Annotated in this window: 19 protein-coding genes and 1 tRNA gene; 13 read left to right on the top strand and 7 right to left on the bottom strand. The window is 53.5% G+C overall.

Annotation, left to right across the window (positions count from 1 at the left end):
- The first annotated feature begins 54 nt into the window (after positions 1-54).
- On the top strand, positions 55-1800 hold the full coding sequence (locus tag VEV40_RS13890) for an ArnT family glycosyltransferase (protein WP_324833138.1): 1746 nt from the start codon (positions 55-57) through the stop codon (positions 1798-1800).
- A 108-nt stretch (positions 1801-1908) separates the two neighbouring features.
- Positions 1909-2874 (top strand): GNAT family N-acetyltransferase, encoded by a 966-nt coding sequence (locus VEV40_RS13885; RefSeq protein ID WP_324833137.1) that lies wholly within the window; start codon positions 1909-1911, stop codon positions 2872-2874.
- 70 nt (positions 2875-2944) lie between these two features.
- Here the strand turns inward: VEV40_RS13885 and VEV40_RS13880 are convergent, their stop codons facing one another.
- From VEV40_RS13880 to VEV40_RS13870, 3 genes are all read right to left on the bottom strand, one after another.
- Entirely contained in the window at positions 2945-6667 is a 3723-nt protein-coding gene (locus tag VEV40_RS13880; protein WP_324833136.1) for a TonB-dependent receptor, read from the bottom strand.
- A gap of 215 nt (positions 6668-6882) precedes the next feature.
- Complete coding sequence (locus VEV40_RS13875; RefSeq protein WP_324833134.1) at positions 6883-7062, bottom strand: hypothetical protein; 180 nt, start codon at positions 7060-7062, stop codon at positions 6883-6885.
- Positions 7056-7472, bottom strand: coding sequence for a DUF6677 family protein (locus VEV40_RS13870; RefSeq protein ID WP_324833133.1), 417 nt, complete (start codon positions 7470-7472; stop codon positions 7056-7058). Before VEV40_RS13870 ends, VEV40_RS13875 begins: the two co-directional genes overlap by 7 nt.
- 133 nt (positions 7473-7605) lie before the next feature.
- Here VEV40_RS13870 and VEV40_RS13865 point away from each other — a divergent pair.
- Positions 7606-7682 (top strand) — tRNA-Val (locus VEV40_RS13865).
- A 5-nt stretch (positions 7683-7687) separates the two neighbouring features.
- On the opposite strand, the gene VEV40_RS13860 is transcribed toward VEV40_RS13865, so the two are convergent.
- The 3 genes from VEV40_RS13860 to VEV40_RS13855 all read right to left on the bottom strand — a co-directional run bounded on the left by VEV40_RS13860 (position 7688) and on the right by VEV40_RS13855 (position 10259).
- The gene (locus VEV40_RS13860) at positions 7688-8878 is read right to left on the bottom strand and encodes a site-specific integrase (protein WP_324833131.1); all 1191 of its coding nucleotides are present in this window, start codon (positions 8876-8878) and stop codon (positions 7688-7690) included.
- Complete coding sequence (locus VEV40_RS20745; RefSeq protein ID WP_414637849.1) at positions 8847-9098, bottom strand: helix-turn-helix domain-containing protein; 252 nt, start codon at positions 9096-9098, stop codon at positions 8847-8849. The genes VEV40_RS13860 and VEV40_RS20745 overlap by 32 nt, the downstream gene beginning before the upstream one ends.
- Before the next feature lie 156 nt (positions 9099-9254).
- The gene (locus VEV40_RS13855) at positions 9255-10259 is read right to left on the bottom strand and encodes a rolling circle replication-associated protein (protein WP_324833129.1); all 1005 of its coding nucleotides are present in this window, start codon (positions 10257-10259) and stop codon (positions 9255-9257) included.
- Positions 10260-10452: 193 nt separating this feature from the next.
- On the opposite strand from VEV40_RS13855, the gene VEV40_RS13850 reads away from it, so the two are divergent.
- The 6 genes from VEV40_RS13850 (at position 10453) to VEV40_RS13825 (ending at position 18185) form a co-directional block, all read left to right on the top strand.
- Positions 10453-11235, top strand: a complete 783-nt coding sequence (locus VEV40_RS13850; RefSeq protein ID WP_324833128.1) for a hypothetical protein — start codon at positions 10453-10455, stop codon at positions 11233-11235.
- 207 nt (positions 11236-11442) lie between these two features.
- Positions 11443-13443, top strand: coding sequence for an N-6 DNA methylase (locus VEV40_RS13845; RefSeq protein WP_324833127.1), 2001 nt, complete (start codon positions 11443-11445; stop codon positions 13441-13443).
- Positions 13437-14897 (top strand): restriction endonuclease subunit S, encoded by a 1461-nt coding sequence (locus VEV40_RS13840; RefSeq protein WP_324833125.1) that lies wholly within the window; start codon positions 13437-13439, stop codon positions 14895-14897. The genes VEV40_RS13845 and VEV40_RS13840 overlap by 7 nt, the downstream gene beginning before the upstream one ends.
- A gap of 30 nt (positions 14898-14927) precedes the next feature.
- Entirely contained in the window at positions 14928-16262 is a 1335-nt protein-coding gene (locus VEV40_RS13835; protein ID WP_324833123.1) for a hypothetical protein, read from the top strand.
- A 79-nt stretch (positions 16263-16341) separates the two neighbouring features.
- Complete coding sequence (locus tag VEV40_RS13830) at positions 16342-17511, top strand: AAA family ATPase (protein ID WP_324833122.1); 1170 nt, start codon at positions 16342-16344, stop codon at positions 17509-17511.
- Positions 17511-18185, top strand: coding sequence for a DUF4276 family protein (locus tag VEV40_RS13825; RefSeq protein WP_324833120.1), 675 nt, complete (start codon positions 17511-17513; stop codon positions 18183-18185). Before VEV40_RS13830 ends, VEV40_RS13825 begins: the two co-directional genes overlap by 1 nt.
- A gap of 340 nt (positions 18186-18525) precedes the next feature.
- Here VEV40_RS13825 and VEV40_RS13820 read toward each other — a convergent pair whose 3' ends face one another.
- A complete protein-coding gene (locus tag VEV40_RS13820) occupies positions 18526-18963 on the bottom strand; it encodes a tyrosine-type recombinase/integrase (RefSeq protein ID WP_324833118.1) in 438 nt (145 codons plus the stop codon).
- 96 nt (positions 18964-19059) lie between these two features.
- Here VEV40_RS13820 and VEV40_RS13815 point away from each other — a divergent pair, with 96 nt between their 5' ends.
- The 4 genes from VEV40_RS13815 to VEV40_RS13800 all read left to right on the top strand — a co-directional run.
- Entirely contained in the window at positions 19060-19443 is a 384-nt protein-coding gene (locus tag VEV40_RS13815; RefSeq protein WP_324833117.1) for a BlaI/MecI/CopY family transcriptional regulator, read from the top strand.
- A complete protein-coding gene (locus VEV40_RS13810; protein ID WP_324833116.1) occupies positions 19440-21308 on the top strand; it encodes a M56 and DUF3738 domain-containing protein in 1869 nt (622 codons plus the stop codon). The genes VEV40_RS13815 and VEV40_RS13810 overlap by 4 nt, the downstream gene beginning before the upstream one ends.
- Before the next feature lie 17 nt (positions 21309-21325).
- Positions 21326-24385 (top strand): TonB-dependent receptor, encoded by a 3060-nt coding sequence (locus VEV40_RS13805; RefSeq protein WP_324833115.1) that lies wholly within the window; start codon positions 21326-21328, stop codon positions 24383-24385.
- A gap of 2 nt (positions 24386-24387) precedes the next feature.
- On the top strand, positions 24388-26232 hold a 1845-nt coding region (locus tag VEV40_RS13800; RefSeq protein WP_324833113.1), incomplete at its 3' end, for a VWA domain-containing protein.

Raw genomic sequence — 26232 nt, 5'->3', positions numbered from 1 at the left:
AATCTGATAGCCTTGTCTGCGGAAAGCAATTCCATCCGGGACCTCTGAACGAACGTGGCCATCCCTAAGAGCATCAAGGCGCTACGCATCAGCCCAACGACTGCCATGACGCGCTTCCCTTTTCTCGGGACGACGCTGGAGACGTTGACACTTTTCATTTTTACGGCCTTCTTTTTGTTCTACGGGCTGGTGCCCATTTTTGGAGGTGACGGTATCGGGCTGGTGGGTGCGGACGAGCCGCGATATGCGCAGGTAGCGCGCGAAATGCTCCAGCGGCATGACTACGTTACGCCAATTCTGTACGGTCAGCCATGGCTGGAAAAACCGGCGCTCTATTACTGGCGGGCGATGTTCGCATTTCGCGAGTTCGGCATACACGACTGGTCAGCACGTCTTCCGTCGGCGAGCTTTGCGTTTGTGCTGGTAGTCCTTGTTTTTCTGCACATGCGACGGTTCCGCCCCGGCGGGCAATTGGACGCGGCGCTGCTGACGGCGTCTTGTGCGGGCATTCTGAGCTTCGCGCGCGGAGCATCGACGGACATGCAATTGGCCGCGCCGTTCTGCATTGGAATGCTGGGCTGGTATGCCTGGTATGAGACAGACAGCAAATTCTGGCTGTTTGATCTGTACTTTTTTGTGGGGGCGGCGACACTGGCCAAAGGCCCCGTGGCTCCATTTCTGGCGCTGGTGATCCTTACTGTCTTCGCAGCGCTGCGAAAGGAGTGGTCGATCCTGCGACGAAGCATCTGGTGGCCCGGTGTTGCGCTGTACTTCGCAATGGTGTTGCCGTGGTTCATCGCGGTGCAGAAGCGCAATCCGAATTTTCTACGGGTGTTCTTTCTGGAACATAACCTGGAGCGTTTTGCCACCAACCGCTTCGAGCATGAGCAGCATTTCTGGTATTACATTCCCGTCGTTGTGTTGAGCCTGATGCCGTGGGCTGTGATTGCCATTGCGGCATTCTGCGACGCGATTAAGGAATCGATTGCGGAGTGGCGCGCGCGGCGGGCCAAGTATCACTACATGGGGCACCAGCGAACGGGCGACGCCTTTCCGGAGTTTCTGGTGCTTTGGGCGCTGATTCCGATTATTTTCTTCTCGTTTTCAGATTCGAAGCTGCCCGGCTACATTCTTCCATCCGTGCCGCCACTCACGATTCTGTGCGGCGATTATCTGAACCGTATGCGGGGACGGGGGCTGAAGCCGTGGCTACTGATTCTGCATGGCTTGCTGGCGGGGGCGCTTACGACGTTGGTTCTGCTGCTGCCGCGGCTGATCCAGCACTCAGACAAGATGCCGCCGCAGAATGCGCTGATTGCGGCAGGCGCGACAGGATTTGCGACGACTATCTTCATTCTCGTAACTGTGGCACGGTTTGGCCTCAAGCGCCTACGCATCGCGACCATGGTTCCAATTGTGATTCTGCTGCTGTTTCTCTATGGAATCGGGCCTTTTTTCGGATTCGGGCAGATTGCTTCCACCAAAGGGACGGTGCAGTTAATCGATCTGACCTATTCGGCGCGCCCTTTGTCGAAGATTCTGGAGCAGATTTCCCCACCGGATGGTACGGTTGCGGTCTATAAAGTTCGCCGGGATATGGAGTATGGCATCTCCTTTTATCGCAACAGGAAAGTTGTGAACTATGAACAGGATGGGATTCCGCCTGAGCAACATATCCTCGTGGCGCGTGAATCTTATGTAGACGAATTGCGTCAAAAACTTACCGGCAGGCGATATGAGCCGCTCTTCGTGTATCCTGCTCAAAATCTCGTCGTCTACGCCGTGGCTGCGCAAGAGTAATCAGATAGTAGGGCGCTTGCTGATACGTGGCCTGTTGGGGACGACCGCCGCCTGGAAGAAAGATACAGGACAGCAGGATGATTACTTTGTTTCCTTGGTGAGTGAACTGTGAGTTCGGCATTGCAGTTTGAAATTCTCGACCTCAGGCATTTTTCCGCCAGCAGCCTGCGTCCTGTGCTGGATGCGGAGAGCCGCATGTGGAGCGATCGCCTGCAATGGGACTACCGCACTTCAGCCGACCTTCTATTGCAGTACCTGGATTCGCGGGTGCTGCCAGGGTATGTCGCAGTAGAGAATGGGCGCATTTCGGGCTATGTTTTCTGCGTATATGAAGAGCACAAGGCGATTATCGGAGATGTGTTTTCCCTTTCCGATGCTGCTGCTGACGTGCAGGATCAATTGCTGCGGCACCTGATCGAGCTGTTGCGGAACTCTCCGGGTATCGATCGCATTGAATGCCAGCTGCTGCTGCATCCGCATGGGCTGCATGAGGAAACTTTCCGGGAGGCGGGATTCAAGCTCTTCCGCCGGCTCTTTATGGAACTGGAGCTGGCGCAATTCAAACCGTCTACGTCACGACAGCAGCTTCCGCAGGGGCTTGCACTGAACACATGGCGGGAGAGCGATTTTCATCCAGCGGGATACCTGATTGCTGACGCATACGACGGGCATTTGGACAGTTTCATCAATGACCAGTACCGATCAGTAGCAGGCTCGCTGCGATTCCTGCACAACATCGTCCGCTTTCCTGGATGTGGACTATTCGATCCCCTGTCGTCACGCTCGCTGACACGGACAGCAGACGGCTCGCTGGCGGGAGTACTGTTGTGCTCGCGCGTACGCGATGACATCGGGCATGTGACCCAGGTCTGCGTGGCTCGGAACCAGCGAGGGCTTGGACTGGGCAGGTTGCTGATTGAAGAGTGTGCGGAGAACCTGCGCGGGCGCGGTTTTCGCGGCCTGACGCTGACGGTCACCGAAGAGAATGCCAATGCGGTCGAGCTTTACAGGCGCATCGGCTTTGTTGAAAAGCACTCGTTTGACGCAATGGTGTGGGACCGCTTCTGGCGCTGAATCTTATCCTGAGAAATGCAAAATAAGTGAGCCCACGCCCCAGAAGTCACAATCTGAAAGCCCTGCTACATCAGAAAGCATACTTCGCTGAGAGCTGAACAGTACGCGGCGAGCTTCCGGGTGAAAGTCCGAAATTTTCCACCGTTGCGAAATCCACCACACCAAATGCGGTGCTGTCTATCCGCCCGCTTGCTGGCTGATCGAAGTGCATGGCGTTGAGGGCATTCTGCATTTCGATGCGCAGTTCCAGTGAATGACCCTCCAGGATAGGCGTGACTTTGCCCACGCTCAGGTTCAGAACGGTGTACGGAGCGAGGCGGAAGAAGTTCCGTCCTACGTTGCTGAATTGCCCGGGCACTGGAGCAGAGAATTTCGCGATCTGCGCCGGGGTAAGGTATGTCAGCAGCCCGGTGGAAGGATCCTTGTGCACCTTGAACATGTGACCATTGCAGTGATCGCAATTGGCCGGCGTGCGTACAATGCTGCTCATCGTGTACGAGGGAGAAAAAGCTGTTATTGGGCGCCCGGATTCAATGATCGAAGAGCCGCTGATTTCCCATCCACCCACCAGGCGGTCGAGTAGAGGGCCTTTGCTGCCCCATCGGCTGTCTGGCCCAAAAGGTACCTGGTAGGTAAAGACGCTCTGAAAGACATGGGTGCGATCGGTATCAGAAGGGGCGTAGTTGAGCTTGCGGTTGAAGTTGTTAAAGGGCGTGCTCCCTGATCCGAAAGTAGAGCTGCCGGCAACAACCGTGGAAAATGTCGGATCGAAGGAGCGGCTGTCCATGGACTTTGACCAGGTGTAGTTCAACTGGAAGTTGAGATCCTGCAGACGCCCGTGGTAGCTGGCCTGCAGTCCGTTGTAGAGCGACCAATCATTGCTGTCGAGAACGATGTATCCGGCGGCGAACTGCGGATAGTTGAAGAAGAAATATGGAGAAAGGCCCGCGGACACAGGCAGAGGCACGCCGTTTGAGTCCGTAGCCAGGCCTATATCCTGAGCGACTTTGGCTACAGAGCCAAGGCTGAAGTCGCCATAGTAGGAACCGTTGGGATCGGCTAGATATGCCGAGCCGCTTTCCCCAGAAGCCTGCCGTCCGGGATCGTTGGTGAGTAGTTGGTCGATCAGCGGGCTGTCGCCTCCGGCGGCTACGGTGTTGAATGCCTGAAGGAAGCCATTGCTCTGGGTAATGGCCTGGTTTGAATCATAAGCACCAAAGAGGTGCACGGCGTGATGTCCGATGTAGGAAAGCTCAGCCACGGTGTTGCGAGTGATCTGATGCTGCAGGCTCAGGCTCCATTCTGAAACCTGTGGCGGCGTCCAGTCCGGGTTGACGGCGGTAATGGAGGTGGGAGAGAACGAAGGCGGCTGGCGGAAGGACACAGGCGTTGCTCCGGCTGGTGGCGCGAGCGTTGGAATTCCATCCGCGACGCGGCCCCCCGCGAGGCCAAATGCCTGATAGTTCAGCTGGTACGTCTCGCCGGGCAGCCCCTGAAAGACCGCCGATGAAAGTACAAAGGTGTTCATACGGTCATGCGCGAGGCGGTAGTTGCCGCGCACGGATGTTTTACCGTTGGAGAACGGATCCCACGCAAAACCAACCGACGGGCTGAGGACATGCCATGCGTCTTTGTAGAGGTTGCCCGGAGCCCATGCAATCGTATCGCTGGGAGCGGAGCCGACGACAAACGGCTGATTGGGCCGCAGTAGAAAGTTGCTTGAGACGCGCGGGGAGAGTTGAATTCCCCAGCGCAGGCCCAGATCGATCACGAGGTTAGGGCGGGCCTTCCAGCTATCTTGTGCGTAAAAATCGTACTCCGGCATGCGGAAGTCGTCACGAAGATGTGTACCTGCTGGTGCGTAGGTGCTGGCGTTTGCGGCCACGAATCCCTGCTGCATGCTTCCGACGCGCCCGAGCAGGTTATTGATGGCCCCTTGCAAAGTCGGCAGGTCATAGGTGCCGTTAATGTCGCCAGGAAGATTGAATGCGGAACCGACGCGATTCACGTCAGTATCGAAATACACAATCGGAGCGGCGTCATAGGAACCAATCGAACCGCGGTCATCAATGTGCCGTTGATAGCGCAGGTTTGTCCCGAATTTCAGCGCATGCGCGCCGTGAAGATAGGTGAGGTTGTCTACGAACTGAATGTCAGTAAGGGCGCGCAGGTTTCCGACGTAGTTCTGCAGCGGAGACGTAAGATACGCGTCGCCGGAGTTGTCGCCATTCAGCAGATAAGGAGGGTTCGAGGCATAGTTGGGGTCAGGGTTGATGAAATTGAAGATGAAGCGGTTCATGCCGGCAATGGCTTCATTGGTGATAACAGCATTGGGAGTATATCGCCAGGAGACGGAAAGGTTGCGCGGCTGACGCAGAGTATTAACTATATTTGGCGCATTGGGAAATGGCTGGAGACCCCCATTACCGATATCACCAATCGTATTCTGATGTCCGTGAGCCCATCGTCCATACATGGAGTTTTTGGCGTTGAACTGATGGTCGATGCGGACGGTGAAATCGACCTGCCGCTCCTGCTCCGGAGCAAGGAAGGTGTAGCCCGCGGTGTTCAGGCCGTCGCCGACCCCGAAATTATTTGGCAACGGCGTGAGACCCAGGAAGCTTTGAATGGATGAGTCAAGGCCGCGATGCTGAGGATCGTTGGCAGCAACATCATAGGTGCTGACGGGGACTATCGGATTGCCGCTGGAGTCAACAGATGCTCCGGACTGTCCTGCCGCAGTGTTACGTGGACAGTTGCTTCCACAATTGGCTGAATTAGTAACATAACGGAAGAATCCGTTGCGCGCCGGCTGCGTGTAAACGATGCTGGTGGTGGCAAAATCCTGCGCGGTGTGCAGAAACTGTGTGTTCACGAAGAAGAACGTTTTGTTCCTGATAATGGGGCCGCCAACGCTGAAGCCCAGGATATTCTGCACAAATTGAGGGCGATCCAGTCCATTTTCCTTATTGCCAGGATCGTTCGCGTTCAGACCAGGCGTCTGGTAAAACCAGAAGACATTACCATGAAACTGGTTGCTGCCAGAGCGTGTCTGCAGAACGACCTGTGCGCCGCTAGTAACACCAAACTCCGCGGTAGCGTTCGACGTAATGACGCGGAAACCGGAAATGGAATCAGGATTGGTGCGCAAGGGAGAGAAATTCGAGCCGGGCGCGCTGGTTTCATTCATGTCAATGCCATCGAGTGTATAGTTCCAGGCGCGGTCGCGCGAGCCATCAACGGTTACACCGCCGCCAGTAATGTTGGCGCCAGAGCTGTTCATTGGACCGCCATCGTTCACGCCCGGGACAAGCTCGAGAAGATCAAGCGGGCTGCGTCCACGCGCGCCGACGATCGGGAGCGTCTCCAGAGCACGCTGGTCGATGAGCGCGCCGAGGTTGCCGGAGGTTTCCGTCTGCACCAACTCGGCCCCCGCGCTGACTTCCACTTTTTCCGTCGCCTGGCCTACCTGCAACACACCGTTAAACACAAGCGGCTGCGCTATGGTTAGCACGTTCCCGGTTGTAGTAAGCGTGGCAAATCCCGCTTTTTCAATGGTGATGGTGTAAGAGCCGGGAACGATTCCGTCGAAGACATATGCGCCTGCGGATGTTGTGCTTGTGCGAACTGAAACTCTTGTAGCCTCATTCGTCAAGATGACAGCAGCGCTTGAAATAACGGCTCCGCTCTTGTCCTGGACGACACCCGTTACACGAGAGGTAGACTGCGCCCATGAAACGTTTAAACAAGTGCTCAGAAGTACTAATAAAACGAACCTCCAATACCGCTTCATCTGGGCCCCCTTGGAGATGCAGATTGAGTACTGGTTGATAACTATATCGCCATCAATGAAGAAAAAGATATTTATTTTGACATCCCCATGCCTTCAGGCGGAAGTGCTTGATATGAATGGGCGACAGTGGTAGATATGCAGCGTGGAGGAGTTCTTTGAGCCTTCTTCGTTAAGGCTCAGCGTTCAGGGCAACACGAATTGTTTGAGGAACCCGCCTAACGGCGGATGAACCACATTAGCCAACTGGCCGCGATCACGATTCCTACAAACATGACCCAGCAGTAGAGGCCGTAGCGGACCATCGCTTTGGGCGTGGTGCGCTGCGTGATGCCGAAGACCACCGAGGCAAACGTGGCAAAGACCAGGACTGCAGAGAAATGCGAGAGGGTCAGCATGCGGGCTTTCTGCCAATGCGGAGATTATGCGCATCGACGGCGGAGATGATGTTGAGCAGCCCGGCCACTACGATGTATTTCGTTCCATAATCAGCTGTCGCAAGCTGAATAGCGCTATGACCCAGATCCATAACTCGGCTGATGATGTAAAGTCCGCCGCAGCCCAGGTCGCCTACGAAGCCCAGCATCTCCAGCACATCTCCCAGATTGGCCTGATAGAGTTTGCCTTGCATCATGATTCCCAGGACGAACATGCTGGTGATCGAGACAAAGAGTAGAGCGGCACGGATCCAATGTCTGGTGAGCGCATGACCGAGGCCGGGAATCAGCCAGCCAAGAATGAGCGCAGCATATGGCAAGCCTGGAGACTTCGTCTCCAGCTTTGCGCCTACCTGAACTTTCGAAGCCATCACTTTGACTATACAGCACCGAACAGACCCGCAGACGCCACTCCAGCCGCCATTCAAATGGTGACTGCCTCGCCAAAATGCAGCGAAGAGCACCAAAACTTGATATTATCTGTAAAGTAAGTCCCTACCTCGCAGGCGCGTAGCTCAGTTGGTTAGAGCGCTACCTTGACACGGTAGAGGTCAGGAGTTCGAGTCTCCTCGTGCCTACCATCTTTTCAATCACTTACTGCATTCGCATTATTTCCGACGGTACGCAACGGTACAGAAGCCGTCAGCAATTCAACTTGCCGCTGACTCGCATGACGTTTATCAGCCGAGACTGCTTGCGTGTAGATGTCCATTGTTGTGCGACTGTTCGCATGTCTGAGAAGTTCCTGTGCAACCTTCACGTCCACGCCGAGCGAGCGCAAATTGGTTGCGAGACTGTGCCGGAACGAGTGCCAGCCGATGACCTTCCGGACCCCTGCCTTGATTAGGGCCGGACGAATGGTCTTCTTTAGCACCATATCCGGTTGCAAAGGCTGAGAACCGTTCTTCCTCAGCGATGGAAAGACGAAGTCATCATCAGCGCAATAGCGTGACTCTGCCCGCCATCCCAACAGGCTTTCAGAGACGCACTGGTGCAAGGGGACCGGTTTCCTGCTGGCTTGCGTCTTTGTATCACCAATGTGATTCCCGACGCAGGACCGTGTGACGGCAACCTCCATATTGAAGAAGTTGATGTCACACCAGCGCAATGCGAACAATTCAGAACGTCGAAGCCCCGTTGAGCCTGCCAGCATGACCATGACCCGTTCGCGGAGTTCCAGTTGTTGCAATAAAGCCTGAAACTCGCTTGGGGTGAGGACATCGGGTTCACGGAGACGCTTCGATGAACAGCGTACCTTGGCTATCGGATTGAAAGTGACCCACTCGTACCTAATGGCGTGACTGAAGATCGCCGACATGATGTTGCGAATCTTCGTTTTTGTGGCGGGTGCGAGATCGTGTCCTCCTAGCCAATGTTCTACGGCAACGGTCTTGACGTCGGACAGCTTGTACTCCTTCCACTTTGGCAGCACATACAGATTCAGGAATGACTTGTGAACCTGTACGGTAGCGTACGCCTTGCGTTCCAGCGTCAGCTCATGTTGTGCGTAGTGGGCTACGAGTTCGCTTACCGTTTCAGGTGAACGTACCCCGGTGTTAATCTTTGCGCGAAGTGCAATGACTGCCTTCTCAGCGTCACGGCGGCGAGGGAGTTCCTTAACCGTACCGATTCTGAGATTGCGATGAACGCGTCTTCCGTCCACATCTTCGTAATAACGGAAGAACCAGCTATCATCTGTCGTTTTGTTCTTCACGAGTTTCAGACTTCCTTTTTGAAAGCGATTGCTACCAACCATAATTCTCCTTGGTTGGAGCATCGGCGACTGTGCCGAGTGTAACGGTACCTGTACGCCGTGACAACATCCATCGTTCAAGGTCACTCTCCAGAAATCGCCAGAGTCTGCGCTTACCCTCGCCAATGGGATATGAAGGCAGGTATCCTTCGCGAGCCCAACGGGTCACGGTGCGACTGTGAAGGCCCCCGAGATATTCAGCGGCTTGCTCTGGTGTAAGAAATCTCTCGGTTATTGTTTTCATGTTTACCTGCCCTTCTTGGCCTAATTCATTACCAAAAGTTCAACAATCTAGCTGTACGGAGTGCACAACGTGCATGTGTTTCAAGCGTTAGAGCGGGGCCATGCAGCACATCCCACGCACCTGTACGGGGTGCACAGCGTACATGTGATTCAAGCGTTAGAGCGAACATTGCGGCACCTGCTTATGTACCCCTGCGTCTGCACAAGGTGTGAATCCCAGGTCCCACTCGATTTCGAAAGTTTCAAATGCGACTAGGTATCCGTCTGCGTCGGGATTGATGCGAGTTACCTTCGAGCGATGGAGATCGAAAAGCCTGACAATCGGAACTTTTATCAACCGCCACGCGAAATCGCTTTGCTGTTTTGCAAATAGCTGAATGCACCTCGACGTGGTCACTCGACGTGCACGTTTCGGAGCACACAGAAGCATTTGCTTGGTGAGGTACTTCGACAAATACCGCGAGACGCGGTGCAGATCGACGCGCTTGATGTCTACGATCCTTCCCCCGCCAACAGCTGACCAAGCTTCTGACACCCAATCCTGGGGTAGATAGCAATTCAGGAGTACGTGTAGGTGTGCGTTGCCGTTCTTCTGATATTCCAGGACCCGGATGTACGCGGGAGAATGGCCTAGCTTGCGACGCAGATATACGCGAAAGTCCGCGAAGACTTCGTTGATGTATCGAGTGGAGTCCGCACCGTCGAGTTTGGACGGATCGAGCGTGAGAGTCAGGAGCTTATTGAGTTTCAGCTTTTCTGCCGTCTGTGCGATGCGAATGCAGTACGCTGCCGCTCTGCGTGGTGCACACCCGCCGCAGTCCCAACACTTGCAACCAACGCGGCAGTAGCGTGTCTTACCCGCTATCGCGCTCGAAGCACCACGTACCGTGAACCTGCCACAGTTGCGCTTCCAGTGTTTCGGCTTGTCACGTTTAATCTGTACTTGGTCAAGTGAAGAGGACAGGCGCGCTGCGCGCGCAGAAACAGCGGGGCTCTGCCCCGCACCCCGGGACAGCTTTTCTTCCTTACCGGCAGGTAGGGGAATAATTCCCCCACCCGCCGTTTCGCAGGATGCGACGTGCCGTATAAGTCGCGGGGCGGAGCTGTCCAAGAACCGTTGCCCGCTCTGGTTTTCATCGCATTCTGCAAACTGAATCTTCATATCAAGCCCTCCATAAAATCTGGAACTTCTGGCTCGAAAAGATTGAGCGCTTCAATACCTCTTTGTTGTTTGCTCATGAACCGGATAGTAGGGCAAGGCAGGCGAAGTTATCACCTTGGAAAATAAGGGAAAACCTCGTATATGCGGGCTATATTTCCACATTCGAGGCATAAGCCTTATTCTGATGTGAGATATGAGGAGAAGGCCGTTAAAGGAAGCAAATTCTGAATTTTCGAATTCTTCGATTGTGACGAAAAGCTCAGTAAATTCTGGTGTCGAGCTTACGTCGTCTGAGTTGGCACAGGTGCTCCACGAAATCAAAGAGCGTTTATCGAGGCTAGAGACGGAGGCGTTTGGAACTAACGGCCTAATTCCACACTCACCGCCTAAGAAACCCAAAAGGGGTAGGAAGCCCAAGCTGGATCAGCAGGAATTGCTCGAACGCCGAGATCAGTTGGTCACGTTCTTGGAGCAGAACTGGCCCTATCTGTCGGTAGCACTATGCAAAGCCCAAAAGCCACGAAACGCGAGTGGGGCGGTAGCTCTTGCGAAAGGAAAAATTCCGGGATTATCTCAGGCACCGTTTTATAAAGACCCACTCAAGCATGAAGAAGCACTGTGGATGTTCTTACAGAGTGGCCGATTTGTTGGGAATCCCAGAAACCTTGCCGGTGCTGTGGCCGGGCTGCCGGAGTTGAGCTGGAAGCGTTCATTAGATCGCTGTCCTTACAATTCGTGCAAACTGCCTATCGCACAATCTGCGTTGTGGGATTATATGCGGAGGAACTTCCCTGACCGTTTGCGAGAGCTTCAGCCAGCACAAACGACGGAAGATGTAAAAGCAGTGCTGGCAAAATCTCAATCGCAGGACCCGACGTACCTCCATCTAAAGAAGCATCCAGACCAAACATTAGAATGGCTCAATTCCGGACGCCCCGTATCGGAGAAAAATTTCGCTCGGTTGAAAGTTCGCTAAGAGGGAATGAGTTGTGCCTAAAATGGCGATACGCTCGCTATAGCGATTTGTCAGGCAAACGCCTTCTTCTTGTCGAAATTGCGAGGACGTGGCGGGTCAAATCGCCTTGAGTAGTCGCAGGAAATCGAACCGCGATTGCTATCGCCATTCAACAAGGCTGGATGGCAAAATGAATAGGTCTTTCCCAAAGTCCTAAAGGAGTTCTTGATGACGGCGAAGCTCGTCACTACGCTGCCAGACCGTAAGATTTGCGACTACATCGATCAGAAGATCCGAAGCGATACGCCTGAAGAGTATATCCGCCAAAATATTGAACGCCGCCTGGTTTTGGAACTGGGGTATAGCCGCGATCAAATCGCTGTTGAGTACCCCATCAAGATTGGCTCCAATCGAACGCGCGTAGATCTGGCGATTTTCCCTGACGGCGCGGAGCACACACAGGACAACATCTTCATCATCATTGAGTGCAAAAAGGATTCGATAGAACCTTCATCCAAAAAGGATGGCGTTGACCAGCTCAAGTCTTATATGTCGGCATGTCCAAACGCCGAGTGGGGGATGTGGACAAATGGACGCTACAAGGCCGTTTTTCGCAGGCTAATCGAGGGAAGAAAAACAATATGGGGTGAGCCGAATGACGTGCCATCAAAGGATGGTGACCCCGAAGACGTTGATCGTCCGACAAGAGATTCCTTGAAGCGGGCTGTTGAAGACAACCTACTCTTCTCATTCAAAATATGCCATAACCATATCTACGTCACTGATGGGTTACAAAAGCAACCAGCCTTCTTTGAGCTGCTAAAGGTGATCTTTAGCAAGATCCACGATGAACGAAATCTTCCAAAACCGCTCGATTTTTATGCTACAGCTGAAGAGAAGGCAAGCCATGACGGGAGGCTAACGGTTGCCCTTCGTGTCGGGAAGATCTTCGAGGCGGTGAAAGCCCGCTATCCCGCGATCTTCGATAAAGCTGACGTAATCAAGCTAAATCCTCGTTCGTTGGCCTACGTCGTGGGCGAGCTCCAGCGATACAGCTTCCTTGATACCAACATTGACGTGAAGGGAAAGGCGTACGAGGAACTGGTGGGAGCGAATCTCAGGGGTGATCGAGGCGAATTCTTTACCCCGAGAAATATCCAACACATGGCGATTCGGATGCTAGACCTGCATCACGACGAGCGGATTCTGGATCCCGCATGCGGGACAGGTGGCTTTCTTGTTATTGCAATGAACGAGATAATTCGTAGCCTTAGATCTGAGGTGGAAAAGAGCGGTAAGTCATCTAGTGGCATGAAAGCTGCGCTCAACGAAAGGATCCGGGAGATCGCCAAACAGTCGTTCTTCGGGATTGACATCAATCCCGACTTGGTAAAAGCCACCAAGATGAATATGGTGATGAACAATGATGGATCTGGCAATATCTTCCGCCAGGATAGTCTTCTTCATCCTCACCAATGGGAAAGTGAATTTCGCCGTCAGTTCGCACGTGCGGTCGGTACCAGCACATCGGAATTGACCAGACCCGAAGATTTGGCACTCTTCGATGTGATTGCAACCAATCCTCCATTTGGCTCGAAATTGCCGATCAAAGATCGCGAAACCCTTAGCCAATACCAACTGGGTCATGTCTGGGCCAAACGAGACGACACCTGGGTGCCTACAACACAGCTCCAGACCTCGCAGCCTCCCGAGATTCTCTTTATTGAGCGGTGTTGGCAATTCCTGAAACCAAGTGGTCGGATGGCAATCGTTCTTCCTGATGCGATTCTGGGCGCGCCAGGCCTGGCCTATGTGCGCCATTGGATAGTGAAACATTGCCGTTTGATTGCATCAGTAGATCTTCATCCAGATACTTTTCAACCCAGAAACGGCACGCAGACGTCGATTCTGGTTCTCCAGCGCAAGACAGAGGATGAACTGCGCAGGGAGGATCGACAGGGACAGCTTAACGATTATGAAATATTCATGGCACAAGTTATGGCCATGGGGCACGATAAGCGTGGAAATACGGTTTACCGGAGAAACGAAGACGGCGAAGAGATTTGGGTACCGGGGGAGGAAGAACAACCCTCAGAGCTTTTCGAACACGCCTCAACAGGTGACATCACCAAAAGACGCCTTCCTAGACATCGGATGCTAGATGACGACACGCCACAAGTGGCTGACGAGTTCTTGCGCTGGAAAGAGGATGCGGTACTGGGATGGTAGCTAGCACCGTCCGGAGAAGGCGCAACCCTGAAGCAGAAGAACCGCACAAGCTTTCGACCTCCATTAACTTGTCCGAGATAATGGGCGAAGGTCTACGTCTGGAAGCATCAGCTTACAACATCGATGCACGCGCGGCAGTCGATGCAATGATCGCAGCAAAGCTGCTATTGCAGCCGATATTCGGTCAGCGGGGCTTATGCAACGACGCGCCCAAACCAATCCGTACGACGCGACGATGGGTTGAACCCGACTATGGCGTCCCGTTCCTTTCCAGTTCAGATATCATCAGCATTCGGCCGCAAGCTGATTCTTATATCAGCCGAGCAAAGACCAGGCGATTGAGTGAATTAATAATCAAGCCTTGGGATGTACTCATTTCCCGTTCCGGGACTGTCGGGAACGTTGGCTTAGCCTCGGCTACTTTCGTTGGCAACGCTCTTTCGGAGGATGCCATCCGATTACGTGCGACCAAACCGGAAATTGCAGCTTATGCCGCAGCCTTTCTACGCAGCCGTTATGGCCGACCACAGATAATCCAAGCTACTTACGGTTCAGTGATCAAGCACATTGAACCTGAACACCTAGCCCGCGTCTTGATTCCAGATCTCGGTGAACCGGGGGTATCTATCGGAGAGCGGGTCATAAAGGCCTATCAGCTGCGAGACGAGGCTAATGCCTTGTTGGACAGTGCCAACCGTATGTTGCATGAACGCTTAGGGCTACCAAAGATATCTCTGGAGACTCCGCAGGGACCTGTTGTGGTATGCGTTCGAGCATCACAAGTGTCGGGCAGATTTGAGGGCAACTATCACAACCCACTTGTCTCACAAGTTGAGCACACCCTCTCTAAGGTAAACACGATTCCCTTGAGCGATAGACGGATAACTTCGGTTATTCGAGCTGTAACCAAGTTCCGCAAACGAGTTTATGTCCGTCGCGGCGGCATTCCGATGCTAAGCAGCAAGCAGCTTCTGCAGATCGATCCAGTCGATGTAAAGGGACTAGCTAAGGGTGCGCACACGAAAGATCTTCCTGAAATTGCTCTCAAGAAGGAAATGATAACGGTGAGCTGCTCAGGAACAATAGGACGTGTTCAGATCATTCCCGCTTACATGGAAGGCTGGAGTGCCAATCAGCATGCACTTCGCGTGATCGCAGCGGATGGGATAAATGCTGGCTTTTTGTATACGTGGTTGGCATCTAGTTATGGACAAACTCTTATTCGAAGATGTTCCTATGGCTCCGTTATTCTAGAGATCGATCGGGAAATGCTTGGTTCGATTCCAGTACCATATCCCGAGGCTTCGATTCGGTCAGCCATTGGCGACCCTGTACTTACGGCAAATGGACTGCGTGATGAGGCATGGAAGCTTGAACGTCAGGCCATAGACGATCTGGAAACTGCGATCGATTCAAGAGTGCCGCTCTCTATGTGGAGGCAAATCAAATTGTGACGACACGTCGGTTTTTCCCAAGGAGGGAAAATGGCCGAAGCGCTATCCGATCTAGAAGAGTTGATCTTGCGATGCCGGAAGCCGGCGGGCAAGGGATATATAACCGAGGCCATTGCTTGCTACAAAGCAGGAGCATACCGGTCGGCTGTCATCGCAGCTTGGATTTCTGTCGTTTATGATTTCGTGAGCAAATTACGTGAACTAGAAATGACAGGCGACAATCGTGCGAAAGTGATGCTGGAAAGATTTGAAGCGGCAAGGCAGAACGATGATGTGAAAGCGAGTCTCGAGTTTGAACGTCTTTTAGTCTCTCGAGCAAGAGACGAATTTGAGTTATTTTCTCCAGTTGAAGCAAAGGATTTCGAGCGCCTATTCGAAGACCGGAACCGTTGCGCACATCCATCTATGGTCTCCCCAGAGGACCCTTATCAACCCCCCGCCGAACTGGCTCGAACACATATTCGAAATGTGGTGGTTCACTTACTAGCACTTCCGCCAGTCCAGGGAAAGGCCGCAGTTGCTTCAATTTTGCGCGATGTTGAATCGGAATACTTTCCCACGGATCATAGCAAGGCCGTAGAATTTCTTCGCGCGGGACCGTTCGTGCGCGCGAGGGATGTTCTCGTACGAAACGTGACAAAAGCTCTGCTGAAAGATTTGCTCCAAAAAGGTTGGTCAGTACCTAAACGAAAACGGCGTTTTGCAGCACTCAGTGCTGTGATTCACCTTCACCGCGAGGCAGCGGAGTCTGTCCTACAGGACAGCTTGCCTCAACTCGTATCGAAGCTCGAAGATGAACGACTATACAGAGCCTGCTTTTTGTTGGCTGCCGTTCCAGAGAGTAGAGGACAAATAGGCTCCGCTGCCGACATCAAGATCCGCCAGTATATTGAGAACGTCCCCGAAGATGGATTTGCCAGAGCGTTCCCGTCAGCGGTGCTCATTCCCGATCTTAGGCCCATCGTGTTGAGTCGTCTTTCAGAGACAGACGATGAGACACTTGCAACCATCATTGCCCGCGATCCATCCCCTGATTATCTTGAACAGGCGCTCAGACGATTTGACGAGTCTCATTCATTTGATTCTGCGACAAGTCGTTTTGAAAATTTGATCCTACCTCTTGTGAGGATGGTTAGCGGGCAACAAGAAATCGCAATCCTGATGACCTACAGGACCAACGATCAGGCATGGCACGCTCGCGCAATGGCGGGCTTGCTAAATGACTACTTAGACCAGAGAGGACAAGACGTCTTGAACAACAAATCTGCGTGGAACGAGATTTTCGACTTTGTCGAGTCTAATGCTCGCTGGATTAGGGGATCTGACACATTATTAGAAAATATTCGCAGCACTTTTTCTTTCTAGCGGAGGCTCAGAAAAGGGCTTTAGATCGTGAAGTGCATTGAATCGTCAAATGCCTGACTAACGTAGGAATATTAAACCAATGGGCGAGATCATCGACAAAATTACGATCAAAGGCTTCAAATCGATCCGAGATTTGGAGTCTTTCAAGCTCGGCAACACTAATGTCTTAATTGGTCCAAATGGAGCCGGTAAGAGCAACTTCGTGAGCCTTTTCCGATTGCTTCGCGAGCTGATGGACGGACGGCTTCAACTCGCCTTGGCAACGGAGGGAGGAGCTGATGCGTGCCTCTATTTGGGCCCAAAGGTAACAAAGGAATTAAGGGTCAAACTGATGTTTGGCCAGAACGGGTACGAGTTCAGTCTCGTTCCGACAGTGGATAACAAATTAGTTTTTTCGAGCGAGGCATCGATCTATAACGGACCTTATGTTCAATGGAAAGAGTCGAAGGCACAATTCGGATCGGGACACTTTGAAGCCAGACTCAAGGATCGTAAAGATGATGCTGGCCTATACACAAGAAAAGGACCGTCACTCTATGTTTTTGAAGCACTTTCAAGTTGGGTCGTCTATCACTTTCACGACACGAGCCTGCTAGCTGGAGTTCGGCGGCAAGGCGGAATCAATGACAATGTATCGCTTCGATCGAATGCCGAAAATCTGGCAGCGTTTCTATATCGTCTGCAGCGGACTGATACTGAGAACTACACAAAAATTCGAGATGTCGTGAAATTGGCCGCGCCGTTTTTTGATGACTTCCAACTTCGTCCAGTACCAACTAATCCAGAGATGATTCAGCTGGAGTGGCGACAGCGTGGGTCAGATTACCCGCTGCGTGCCAGTCAACTTTCGGACGGCACTCTCAGATTCATTTGTCTAGCAACGGCCCTTTTGCAGCCAAGCCCGCCGCGCACCATGTTGTTCGATGAACCCGAGCTCGGCCTTCACCCATATGCTTTATCCCTCCTTGGCGGAATGATTCAGAAGTCAATTGCGCCGTGGGGGAATCCGGTCAATCAGATCATCATCTCTACCCAGTCTGCACCGCTACTGAATGAATTTACCCCAGAAGATATTATTGTCGTCGACCGTTTTGAAGACCAGTCGGTGTTTCGTAAATTGGAGCCGAAACAGCTGTCTGGCTGGCTTGCCGACTATAGCCTTGGTGAGCTTTGGCAGAAGAATTTGCTTGGCGGTAGACCTCAGGTAGATGCGGCTCATCCTGTCCCCACCTCTGGGGAAACCTGCTGATGTCACGAGTAATCATCATTTGTGAAGGGCCAACAGAGGCACGTTTCATCAGCGATATTTTGGGACCATATTTCTGGTCTCGCAGAATCTACCTACATGCAATGCTTCTGGGCGTTCCTGGACAAAAGGGGGGCAACGTCAAGTACACGCGAGTACGAAAGGACATTCTGCTTCTACTGAAACAGGATGCAAACGTGTTCTGCTCAACTATGTTCGATCTCTATGGACTTGGCTCGGGTTTTCCAGGAACCGTACCTCCCACGGGTTTGGTTGCGATGGAGAAAGCAACCCACATCGAGAACGCAATTAGGGAGGACATCCTCAGAGAAGTCCCGAACCTGCGTCCCGCCCTTCGCTTTATTCCATACCTTCAGGTACATGAATATGAGGGTCTCCTCTTTAGCGACACCGAGGCTTTTGCCAATGCATTAGGAAAGGCTAATCTTGCTTCTCAATTGGCCTCCATTCGCAATACTTTCGCGACCCCCGAAGACATTAACGACCATCCAAACACCGCTCCTTCAAAGCGGATTCTGGCTGTCTATCCCCAATACAACAAAGTTATTGAAGGTACCGTGGTTGCGCAGCGGATCGGGATCAATCGAATGCTGCAGGAATGCCCGCATTTTCGTAATTGGATCGAGCGTCTCACTGCTCTTCCGGGTGGAAACTAGGGAGTGTCCCTGCGTGTTGAAACACTCCTCAACCTCTGGCAAAACGACATTGATGACAACCAGAACTCCCGACTATAGCAACCGTCGCTACGACTCACCGGATGCCAGTACCGTGGACCTCTACCGAACTCGGATAGATGTCACTACACTTCTAAGTGAAAGAGTGAACTTGTACTTTTTGGGGTGTGACGGTACGCACGACGGTACGGAACTTTGGTTTTGGGTGATTTCGGATGCCTTAGGGTGTCGCCGATGCTCCTGAAATCAACTAGTTACATGCGTCCAAATATTTGACACGGTAGAGGTCAGGAGTTCGAGTCTCCTCGTGCCTACCATCTTTTCAATCACTTACGTTCGCCGCAATTTCTTGCGAAGGTGCTGAAGGGTGCTGAACGTTTTGGCAGACCATCTTTGAGGGCAGTAGCAGCTCAACCAGCTTGTCACTCGCTTCCCTCTTTTGGGATGAGACCGCCTGGGTGTAGAGATCCAGAGTCGTTCTCACATTGGCATGCCTCAGGAGTTCCTGGGCCGTTTTCACATCCACTCCCAAAGACCTGAGATTGGTCCCTATCGAATGGCGGAAGGTATGCCAGTCTATCGTCTTTCCCTGGATTCCTGCACGTGTCGCAGCAGGCCGGATGATCTTCCTCAGCACCATGTCCGGCCAGACCGGAGTCTGCCCGTTCTTTCGGATGGAGGGAAATAGGAAATCATTCGGCCGATTGTAGAAAGATTCGGCTCGTCCACTCCTTCTGCTACGGCCAACTACAGAGCACACATGTTTCTTACGTCAAAGTTCGCGCTTGCAAAAAAACTACTAATGTAGTAGATGTAATTACTGACGTAGTAAATCCGCGTAAGGCAGGAAATCGTAATGGCCACTCCGAGATTGTCGAAGCTTGAGCTGCAAATCATGGAGACGCTCTGGACGCGGGGCGAATCCTCGATCCGGGAGATACAGGAGTCCTTCCCTGAAAGCAGGCGGCCTGCTTACACAACCGTACAAACAATCGTCTACCGCCTTGAGGGGAAGGGGGTCGTCAAGCGAGTCCGGAAGGTTGGCAACTTTCATATCTTTGCCTCGGCTGTGTCCCGGGAAGTTGCTCAGAGGCGATTGATCGATGACTTACTGACCCTCTTTGGAGGAAGGTCGCAGCCGGTGATGGCGCACCTGATCGAGTCCGGCAAGCTGACGATGGATGACGTAAAGGAAGCGGAAAAAGCGCTGCGCGCGCTGGAAAGGAAGGCGAAGGCATGATTTCAACAATCGGTTCAGTCCTTGGTCCTGCGATGGCAAATCATCTCTGGCAGTCCACGCTCTTCGCACTATGTATGGCCTTACTGGCAGTTCTGCTGCGCAAAGGTCCAGCCCACGTGCGTTTCTGGCTCTGGCTGGCTGCGTCGTTGAAGTTCCTGCTTCCGTTCTCATTGCTGACCGGCCTTGGCGGACATCTTGCACCTTCGCACAGCCGCACCGCACAGATGCAGCCTGCGTTTTATTACGCGATGGATGTCGCCAGCCAGCCCTTCACATTTGCGTCTTCCTCCGCGCCGGCAATGATGCATACTGCGCATGCTTCGCACTTTGCCGGGTGGATTCCATCAATTCTGAGCGGCTTCTGGATTTGCGGCTTCATAGTTGTGCTGGCGACCTGGTGCGTACGCTGGAGAAAACTTGCGGCAATTTTGAGGCATGCAGCGACGGCGGAGTGGGGACGCGAGTTGGAGATACTTCGCCGACTTGAACTCAGAGAACCGAGGAGCAAGTCCCTGCGACTGGTCATATCGAAGACTGCGCTGGAGCCAGGGATCTTTGGGATTTTTGAACCCATGCTTGTGTGGCCGGAGGGCATATCAAATTTCCTTGACGACGCGCAGATCGAATCGATCATCGCCCATGAACTGCTTCATGTTCGTCGGCGCGATAATCTCGCGGCTGCGCTGCACATGCTGATTGAATCCATTTTTTGGTTCCACCCGCTGGTCTGGTGGATTGAGGCGCGCCTTATGGAAGAACGCGAACGCGCTTGTGACGAAGGAGCACTGCGACTTTGCGACTCGCCGTGGGTCTATGCCGAAAGCATTCTTAAGGCCTGTGAATTCAGTGTGGCACCTCCACTCCCCTGCGTGGCAGGCGTGACAGGTGCCAATCTGAAAAAGCGAATCATCCGCATCATGACGGAGAACATTACAGAGGGCCTCAGCATGAGTAAGAAGGCGCTGCTTATCATCGTCAGCGCAGCTGTAATTGCGGGGCCGATCATCTTCGGCCTGGTCAATATTCCCAAACTGGACGCGCAGCTAGCACAGGTTCCCGCTGGCCAGCCGTCGCCCTCATTTGAGGTTGCATCGGTCAAGCCGAGCCATTCCGCGGATAATCGGATGCGCATCATGATGTTTCCGGGGAAATTCACAGTTGAGAATGTTTCGTTGGGCTCCCTCATTATGTTTGCTTACGATGCCAAGTCAGAGGCGCAGATCTCCGGCGGCCCGAGCTGGATCAAATCCGAAACCTTCAACATTGATGCAAAAGAAGACGATGCGCAGGCTGCTGACCTGCAAAAGCTTCCTCCGGATGAAGCTCAAAAGCAGATCAGACTTATGGTGCAATCGCTGCTGGCTGACCGGTTCAAGCTGAAGGTGAGCCACCAGATGAAAGAGCTGCCTGTATATGCGCTTGTTGTGGCAAAGAATGGCCCGAAACTCACGCCGTCCAAACCGGAACCGTCGCCTGCGGAAGGAGCGGGTACTGATGCACAGCCCACGATGCGGCGCGGCATCATGATGAATGGAAGAGGCGAGCTACAGGCCACTGGTGTTTCCATGAGCCTTCTAGCAGATGTGCTTTCGAGGCAGCGAGAGACCGGTGGCCGCATTGTGATAGACAAGACCGGCCTGGCTGGTAACTATGACTGGACTTTACACTGGACGCCTGAGAGCCCGGCGCCTCTTTTCAAGGGGGCGGACAATAATGCACCGCCCGACGGTGCGCCTACGCCTGATACCAGCGGGCCGACGTTCTTTACTGCACTTGAAGAGCAGCTTGGTTTGAAACTTGAGCCGCAAAAAGGCAGCGTGGAGACCCTTGTGATCGACTCTGCCGAGCAGCCCACTGCCAACTGAAAACGGATCGTACCCAGATGCACCGGCGACTAGTCTATGCGTGCCTCTTTGGTGCTTTGGCGCTGTTCTTCCCGGGCAATGTACTTGCGTCGGAATACAAGGGGCAGGTCACGTTCGGCGGCTTCCCTGTTCCGGGAGCTACCGTTACGATCAGCCGTGATGACAAGACTTTCAGCACTATTTCGGACGATAACGGAACTTACTCATTTGCTGACCTTGTTGACGGCATGTGGAACATTCAAATCCATATGCAGTGCTTTGCTGAGATCAAGCAGCAGATTGAGGTGTCAGCTGGAACGCCATCGGCTCACTGGGAACTGAAGTTGCTGCCACTCGACGAGATCAAGGCACAGCGCGAGGCCACTACGCAACCGTTGGTCGCCAGCGCTCCTGCCACAGAGGTCGAGCAGGAAAGAAAACCCGCGGCTGAGCCCACGTCTGCCGATCAGGCCAACCAAGCTGCCGACGGCATGCTCGTCAACGGCAGCGTTAACAATGGCGCGGCGTCGCCGTTTGCTCAGGCGATGGCTTTCGGCAACAACCGCAGCAATCCTCAGGGCTTATACAACGGCGGAGTTGGCGTGCTCTTCGATAACTCTGCGCTTGACGCGCGTCCTTATTCGCTCAGCGGCCAAAGCGCACCCAAGTCTTCGTATAACCGCGTGATTGCTTTGGCTACTTTGGGCGGCCCGCTTCGGATACCTCGCCTGATTCCGCATGGCCCTACATTCTTCGCGGCTTACCAGTGGACGCGCGATCATGACGCTACAACTCAGTCGGCACTGGTGCCAACGCAGACAGAGCGGGTAGGCAACTTCTCTCAGAACCCTTCTCCTATCTTCGATTCCACCACGGGGAAACCATTTCCCAACAACATCGTTCCATTGAGCCAGCAGGCAAAGGCGCTGCTTGACTACTATCCGCTGCCAAACGTTGCGACAAATCCGCGTTATAACTTTCAGATCCCCATTCTTGACAGCACGGATCAGGATGCGATGCAATTGCGCCTCGATAAGACGCTCAACAACACGAACCAGATTTATGGCAGCTTTGCTTTTCAAAACACGCGCTCGAGTGACACCAATCTATTCAGCTTTACGGATGCGATGCAGACTCTGGGCATCACTTTGGGAATCAACTGGTCACATCGCTTCAATCGCAGTCTTTCCTTTAACGCTGGGTATCGGTTCAGCCGACTATCTACGCGGGTTACGCCTTATTGGGAAGACCGCGAGAATGTCTCTGCTGCGGCAGGCATTTCCGGCAACAACCAGGACCCGATGAACTGGGGCCCTCCGACGCTCAACTATGCGAGCGGCGTTGCTGGGCTTACAGACGGGCAGAGTTCCTTTGACCGCAACATGACGAATGCGTGGTCGTACAGCATGTTGTGGAACCGCGGTAAGCACAATGTCACCTTTGGCGCGGATTTTCGCAGGCAGCAGTTCAACTATCTTTCGCAGCAGGATCCGCGGGGGACTTTCTCATTCACGGGAGCGGCGACGCAGGGCATGGTGGATGGCGTCGCCACGGGCGGGTCAGACGTTGCGGATTTTATCCTCGGCATACCAGACACAAGCTCCATTGCCTATGGGAATGCTGACAAATATTTCCGACAATCTGTCTACGACGCATACTTCATCGATGATTGGCGGCTACGCCCGCAGCTCAGCCTGAACGTGGGCTTGCGTTGGGAATATGGCGCTCCGATCACGGAGATCGAAAACCGCCTTGTGAACCTTGACATCCTGCCAGGATTCACGGCAGTGGCTGCGGTGCTGGCCAGCGATCCGGTTGGGCCGCTTACTGGGCAGCGCTATCCGTCATCGCTGATTCGCCCGTATAAGGGAGGCTATGAGCCGCGGGTTAGTGTGGCGTGGCGGCCCATTCCTGCTTCGTCGTTGGTGATACGCGCCGGATACGGCATTTACTACGACACTTCGATTTACCAGTCCACTGCTTTGAATCTGGCGCAGCAGGCCCCGCTCTCGAAGAGCCTGAGCGTGCCGAACAGCGCATCGTGCCCGCTTACACTAGCGAATGGATTTATCACTTGTCCCGGTATTACTTCGAATACCTTTGCCGTCGACCCGGATTTTCGCGCTGGTTACGCGCAGAACTGGCAACTGACGATACAGCGTGATCTTCCGTTCTCGCTTCAGCTTGTGGTCAATTACTTAGGGACCAAAGGGACGCATGCCGGGCAGGAGTTTTTACCGAATACCTATGCGCCCGGTGCAGCTAATTCCTGCCCAACTTGCCCGTCTGGTTTCACCTATCTTGCATCCAATGCGAATTCGACGCGCGAGGCTGGCCAGGTTCAACTGCGACGCAGGTTGCACAACGGGCTTACCGGCACGCTTCAATACACGTACTCCAATGCCGTAGACGATGCTTCCATGCTCGGTGGCCAGGGAGCGACGTTGGCCACGCAGGCGACTCCATCCAACCCATTTCCTTCGCCCTCGCCGCCTCAGAGCACGAGTACTCCTTCCATTGCGCAAAATTGGCTCAATCTTAGGGCAGAGCGGGGCATGTCTACATTCAATCAACGGCATCTTCTCAATTTGCAAGTGCAGTACACGACTGGCATGGGCATTGGCGGCGGGACCCTGATGAATGGCTGGAAGGGCGCTCTGTTCAAGGAGTGGACGGTGCTGACGCAGATCACAGCGGCCACCGGATTTCCGCAGACGCCTCTTTATCCGGTAGCGGTGCCGGGAACGGGTGTAACCAGCTCCATTCGCCCCGACTACACGGGTGCGCCTATCTACAAGTCACCTGCGGGACTGTTTCTTAATCCGGTGGCCTATGCGCCTCCACGTGCCGGCGAATGGGGCACGGCAGGTCGCAACTCGATCACCGGCCCCCAGCAGTTTATGCTCAATGGCTCGCTGGGCCGGACCTTCCGCCTGCGTGACCGTTTCAATCTTGATCTGCGCACGGATTTCACCAATCTTCTGAACCATGTTGCATACACGAGCTGGAACACTGCGATTACAAGCCCGCAATTCGGCCTGCCGGCGGGAGCCAATCCGATGCGCAGCGTGCAGACCACGCTCCGGATGAGGTTCTAACCATGCGCATTCTCCTTACAATCCTGCTCTTCTCTGTTCTTACAGTTGCCGCGCAGCAAACCGGTCAGAACACTACACAGCCTGCCAACAACAATGCCTACACCATTTCTGTGAACACAACGCTGGTAATCGAAACTGTCGTCGTTAAAGACAGGAATGGCGATTCAGTCGACGGGCTTACGGCGAATGACTTCAACGTCACTGAAAACGGCGTGCCGCAGTCGATCAAGTTCTTCGAGCATGAACAACTGGCACAGCCGTCTGTTACTGTGTCTTCGACACAACTTAACCCTGAGCAAGTCAAGATCTACGACAAGCTCTCGCGCGTGAAAATCACGCCAGAGACGGATGGAAATACGCGCTACAAAAACCACCGTTTACTTTGCTTTTACTTTGACATGACGTCGATGCCGCCGCCGGACCAGTTGCGTGCGTTGAAAGCGGCACAGACATTCATTCGCGAACAGATGCAGCCTGCCGATCTGATCGCTATCATGCGCTATGCCGGTGGATCGGTCGATGTGCTGCAGGATTTCACCGGCGACCGCAATCGACTGCTCAGCATTCTTGAGACGATCATCGTGGGCGAAGGCCAAGGCCTCGGTGAAAGCTCTTCAGACGCTTCGACCTCTGACATTGGCGCAGCCTTCGGGCAGGATGACAGCGAATTCAACATCTTCAACACTGACCGCCAGCTTTCGGCGTTGCAGACGGCTGCGGACATACTTGGGCATCTGAGCGAAAAGAAATTGCTGATCTACTTTGCCAGCGGGCTTTCGCTGAATGGGTTGAATAACCAGGCACAGCTACATGCGACCATCAATGCTGCGGTACGAGCGGGCGTTTCCTTCTGGCCGATTGATGCGCGGGGACTGGTCGCGCAGGCGCCTCTAGGGGATGCAACGAAGGGATCTCCAGGCGGCGTCGGTATGTACTCAGGCGCTGCAGCGCTGGCTGTCACAACAAACCTCCAGCAATCGCAGGACACGCTTTATACGCTGGCCGCCGACAGTGGAGGCAAGGCTCTCCTTGATGACAACGACCTCACACATGGTATTCGACAAGCCGAACAGTCCGTGCATAACTATTACATTATCGGTTACTACACCAGCAACGCTACCAAAGATGGCAGGTTCCGACGTATCAAGATAACGCTCAATAACAACCAATCAGCAGCTGCGCTTGACTATCGTGCGGGCTATTACGCTCCCAAGGAATTCAGTAAGTTCAATGCAGTTGATAAAGAGCGCCAGCTGGAAGACGCCCTGATGCTTCCGGATCCCGTCACCGAACTGACCATCGCCATGGAGATCAACTATTTCCAGTTGAACAGCGCAGAGTACTTCGTCCCTATTACAGTCAAGGTTCCTGGCAGAGAACTCGTTTTAGCTAAACGTGGCGGTTATGAACGCACACTTATCGACTTTGTTGGAGAGATCAAGGACAGCTATGGCACGACCATCTCCAACCTGCGTGATCATGTAAATATCAAGCTAAGCGATGCGACCGCCAGCGAACTCGCCAAGCAGCCGATTGAATACGATGCCGGCTTTACGCTTCTTCCCTCTAAGTACACCATTAAGATTCTTGCCCGCGATGATGAAACCGGGCGCATCGGCACCTATCAGGCATCGTTTATTGTTCCCAACCTGAACAGAGAGACGAAACGAGTGGCTGTTAGCTCTATCGTTCTCAGCAGCCAGCAGATCGATGTCCATGATGCTATCTATAACGCCGCCAAAGAGAAGGAGCAGAACAAAGCTGAGGCTGTCGATCCGCTAGTCCAGAATGGCCGCAAATTCATTCCGAGCGTTACGCGCGTCTTTAGCCAGACACGTCCGATGTAC

It is taken from the genome of Alloacidobacterium sp. (assembly GCF_035631355.1).
GTDB lineage: Bacteria > Acidobacteriota > Terriglobia > Terriglobales > Acidobacteriaceae > Alloacidobacterium.
This window is presented reverse-complemented; position numbering and strand designations above follow the sequence as displayed.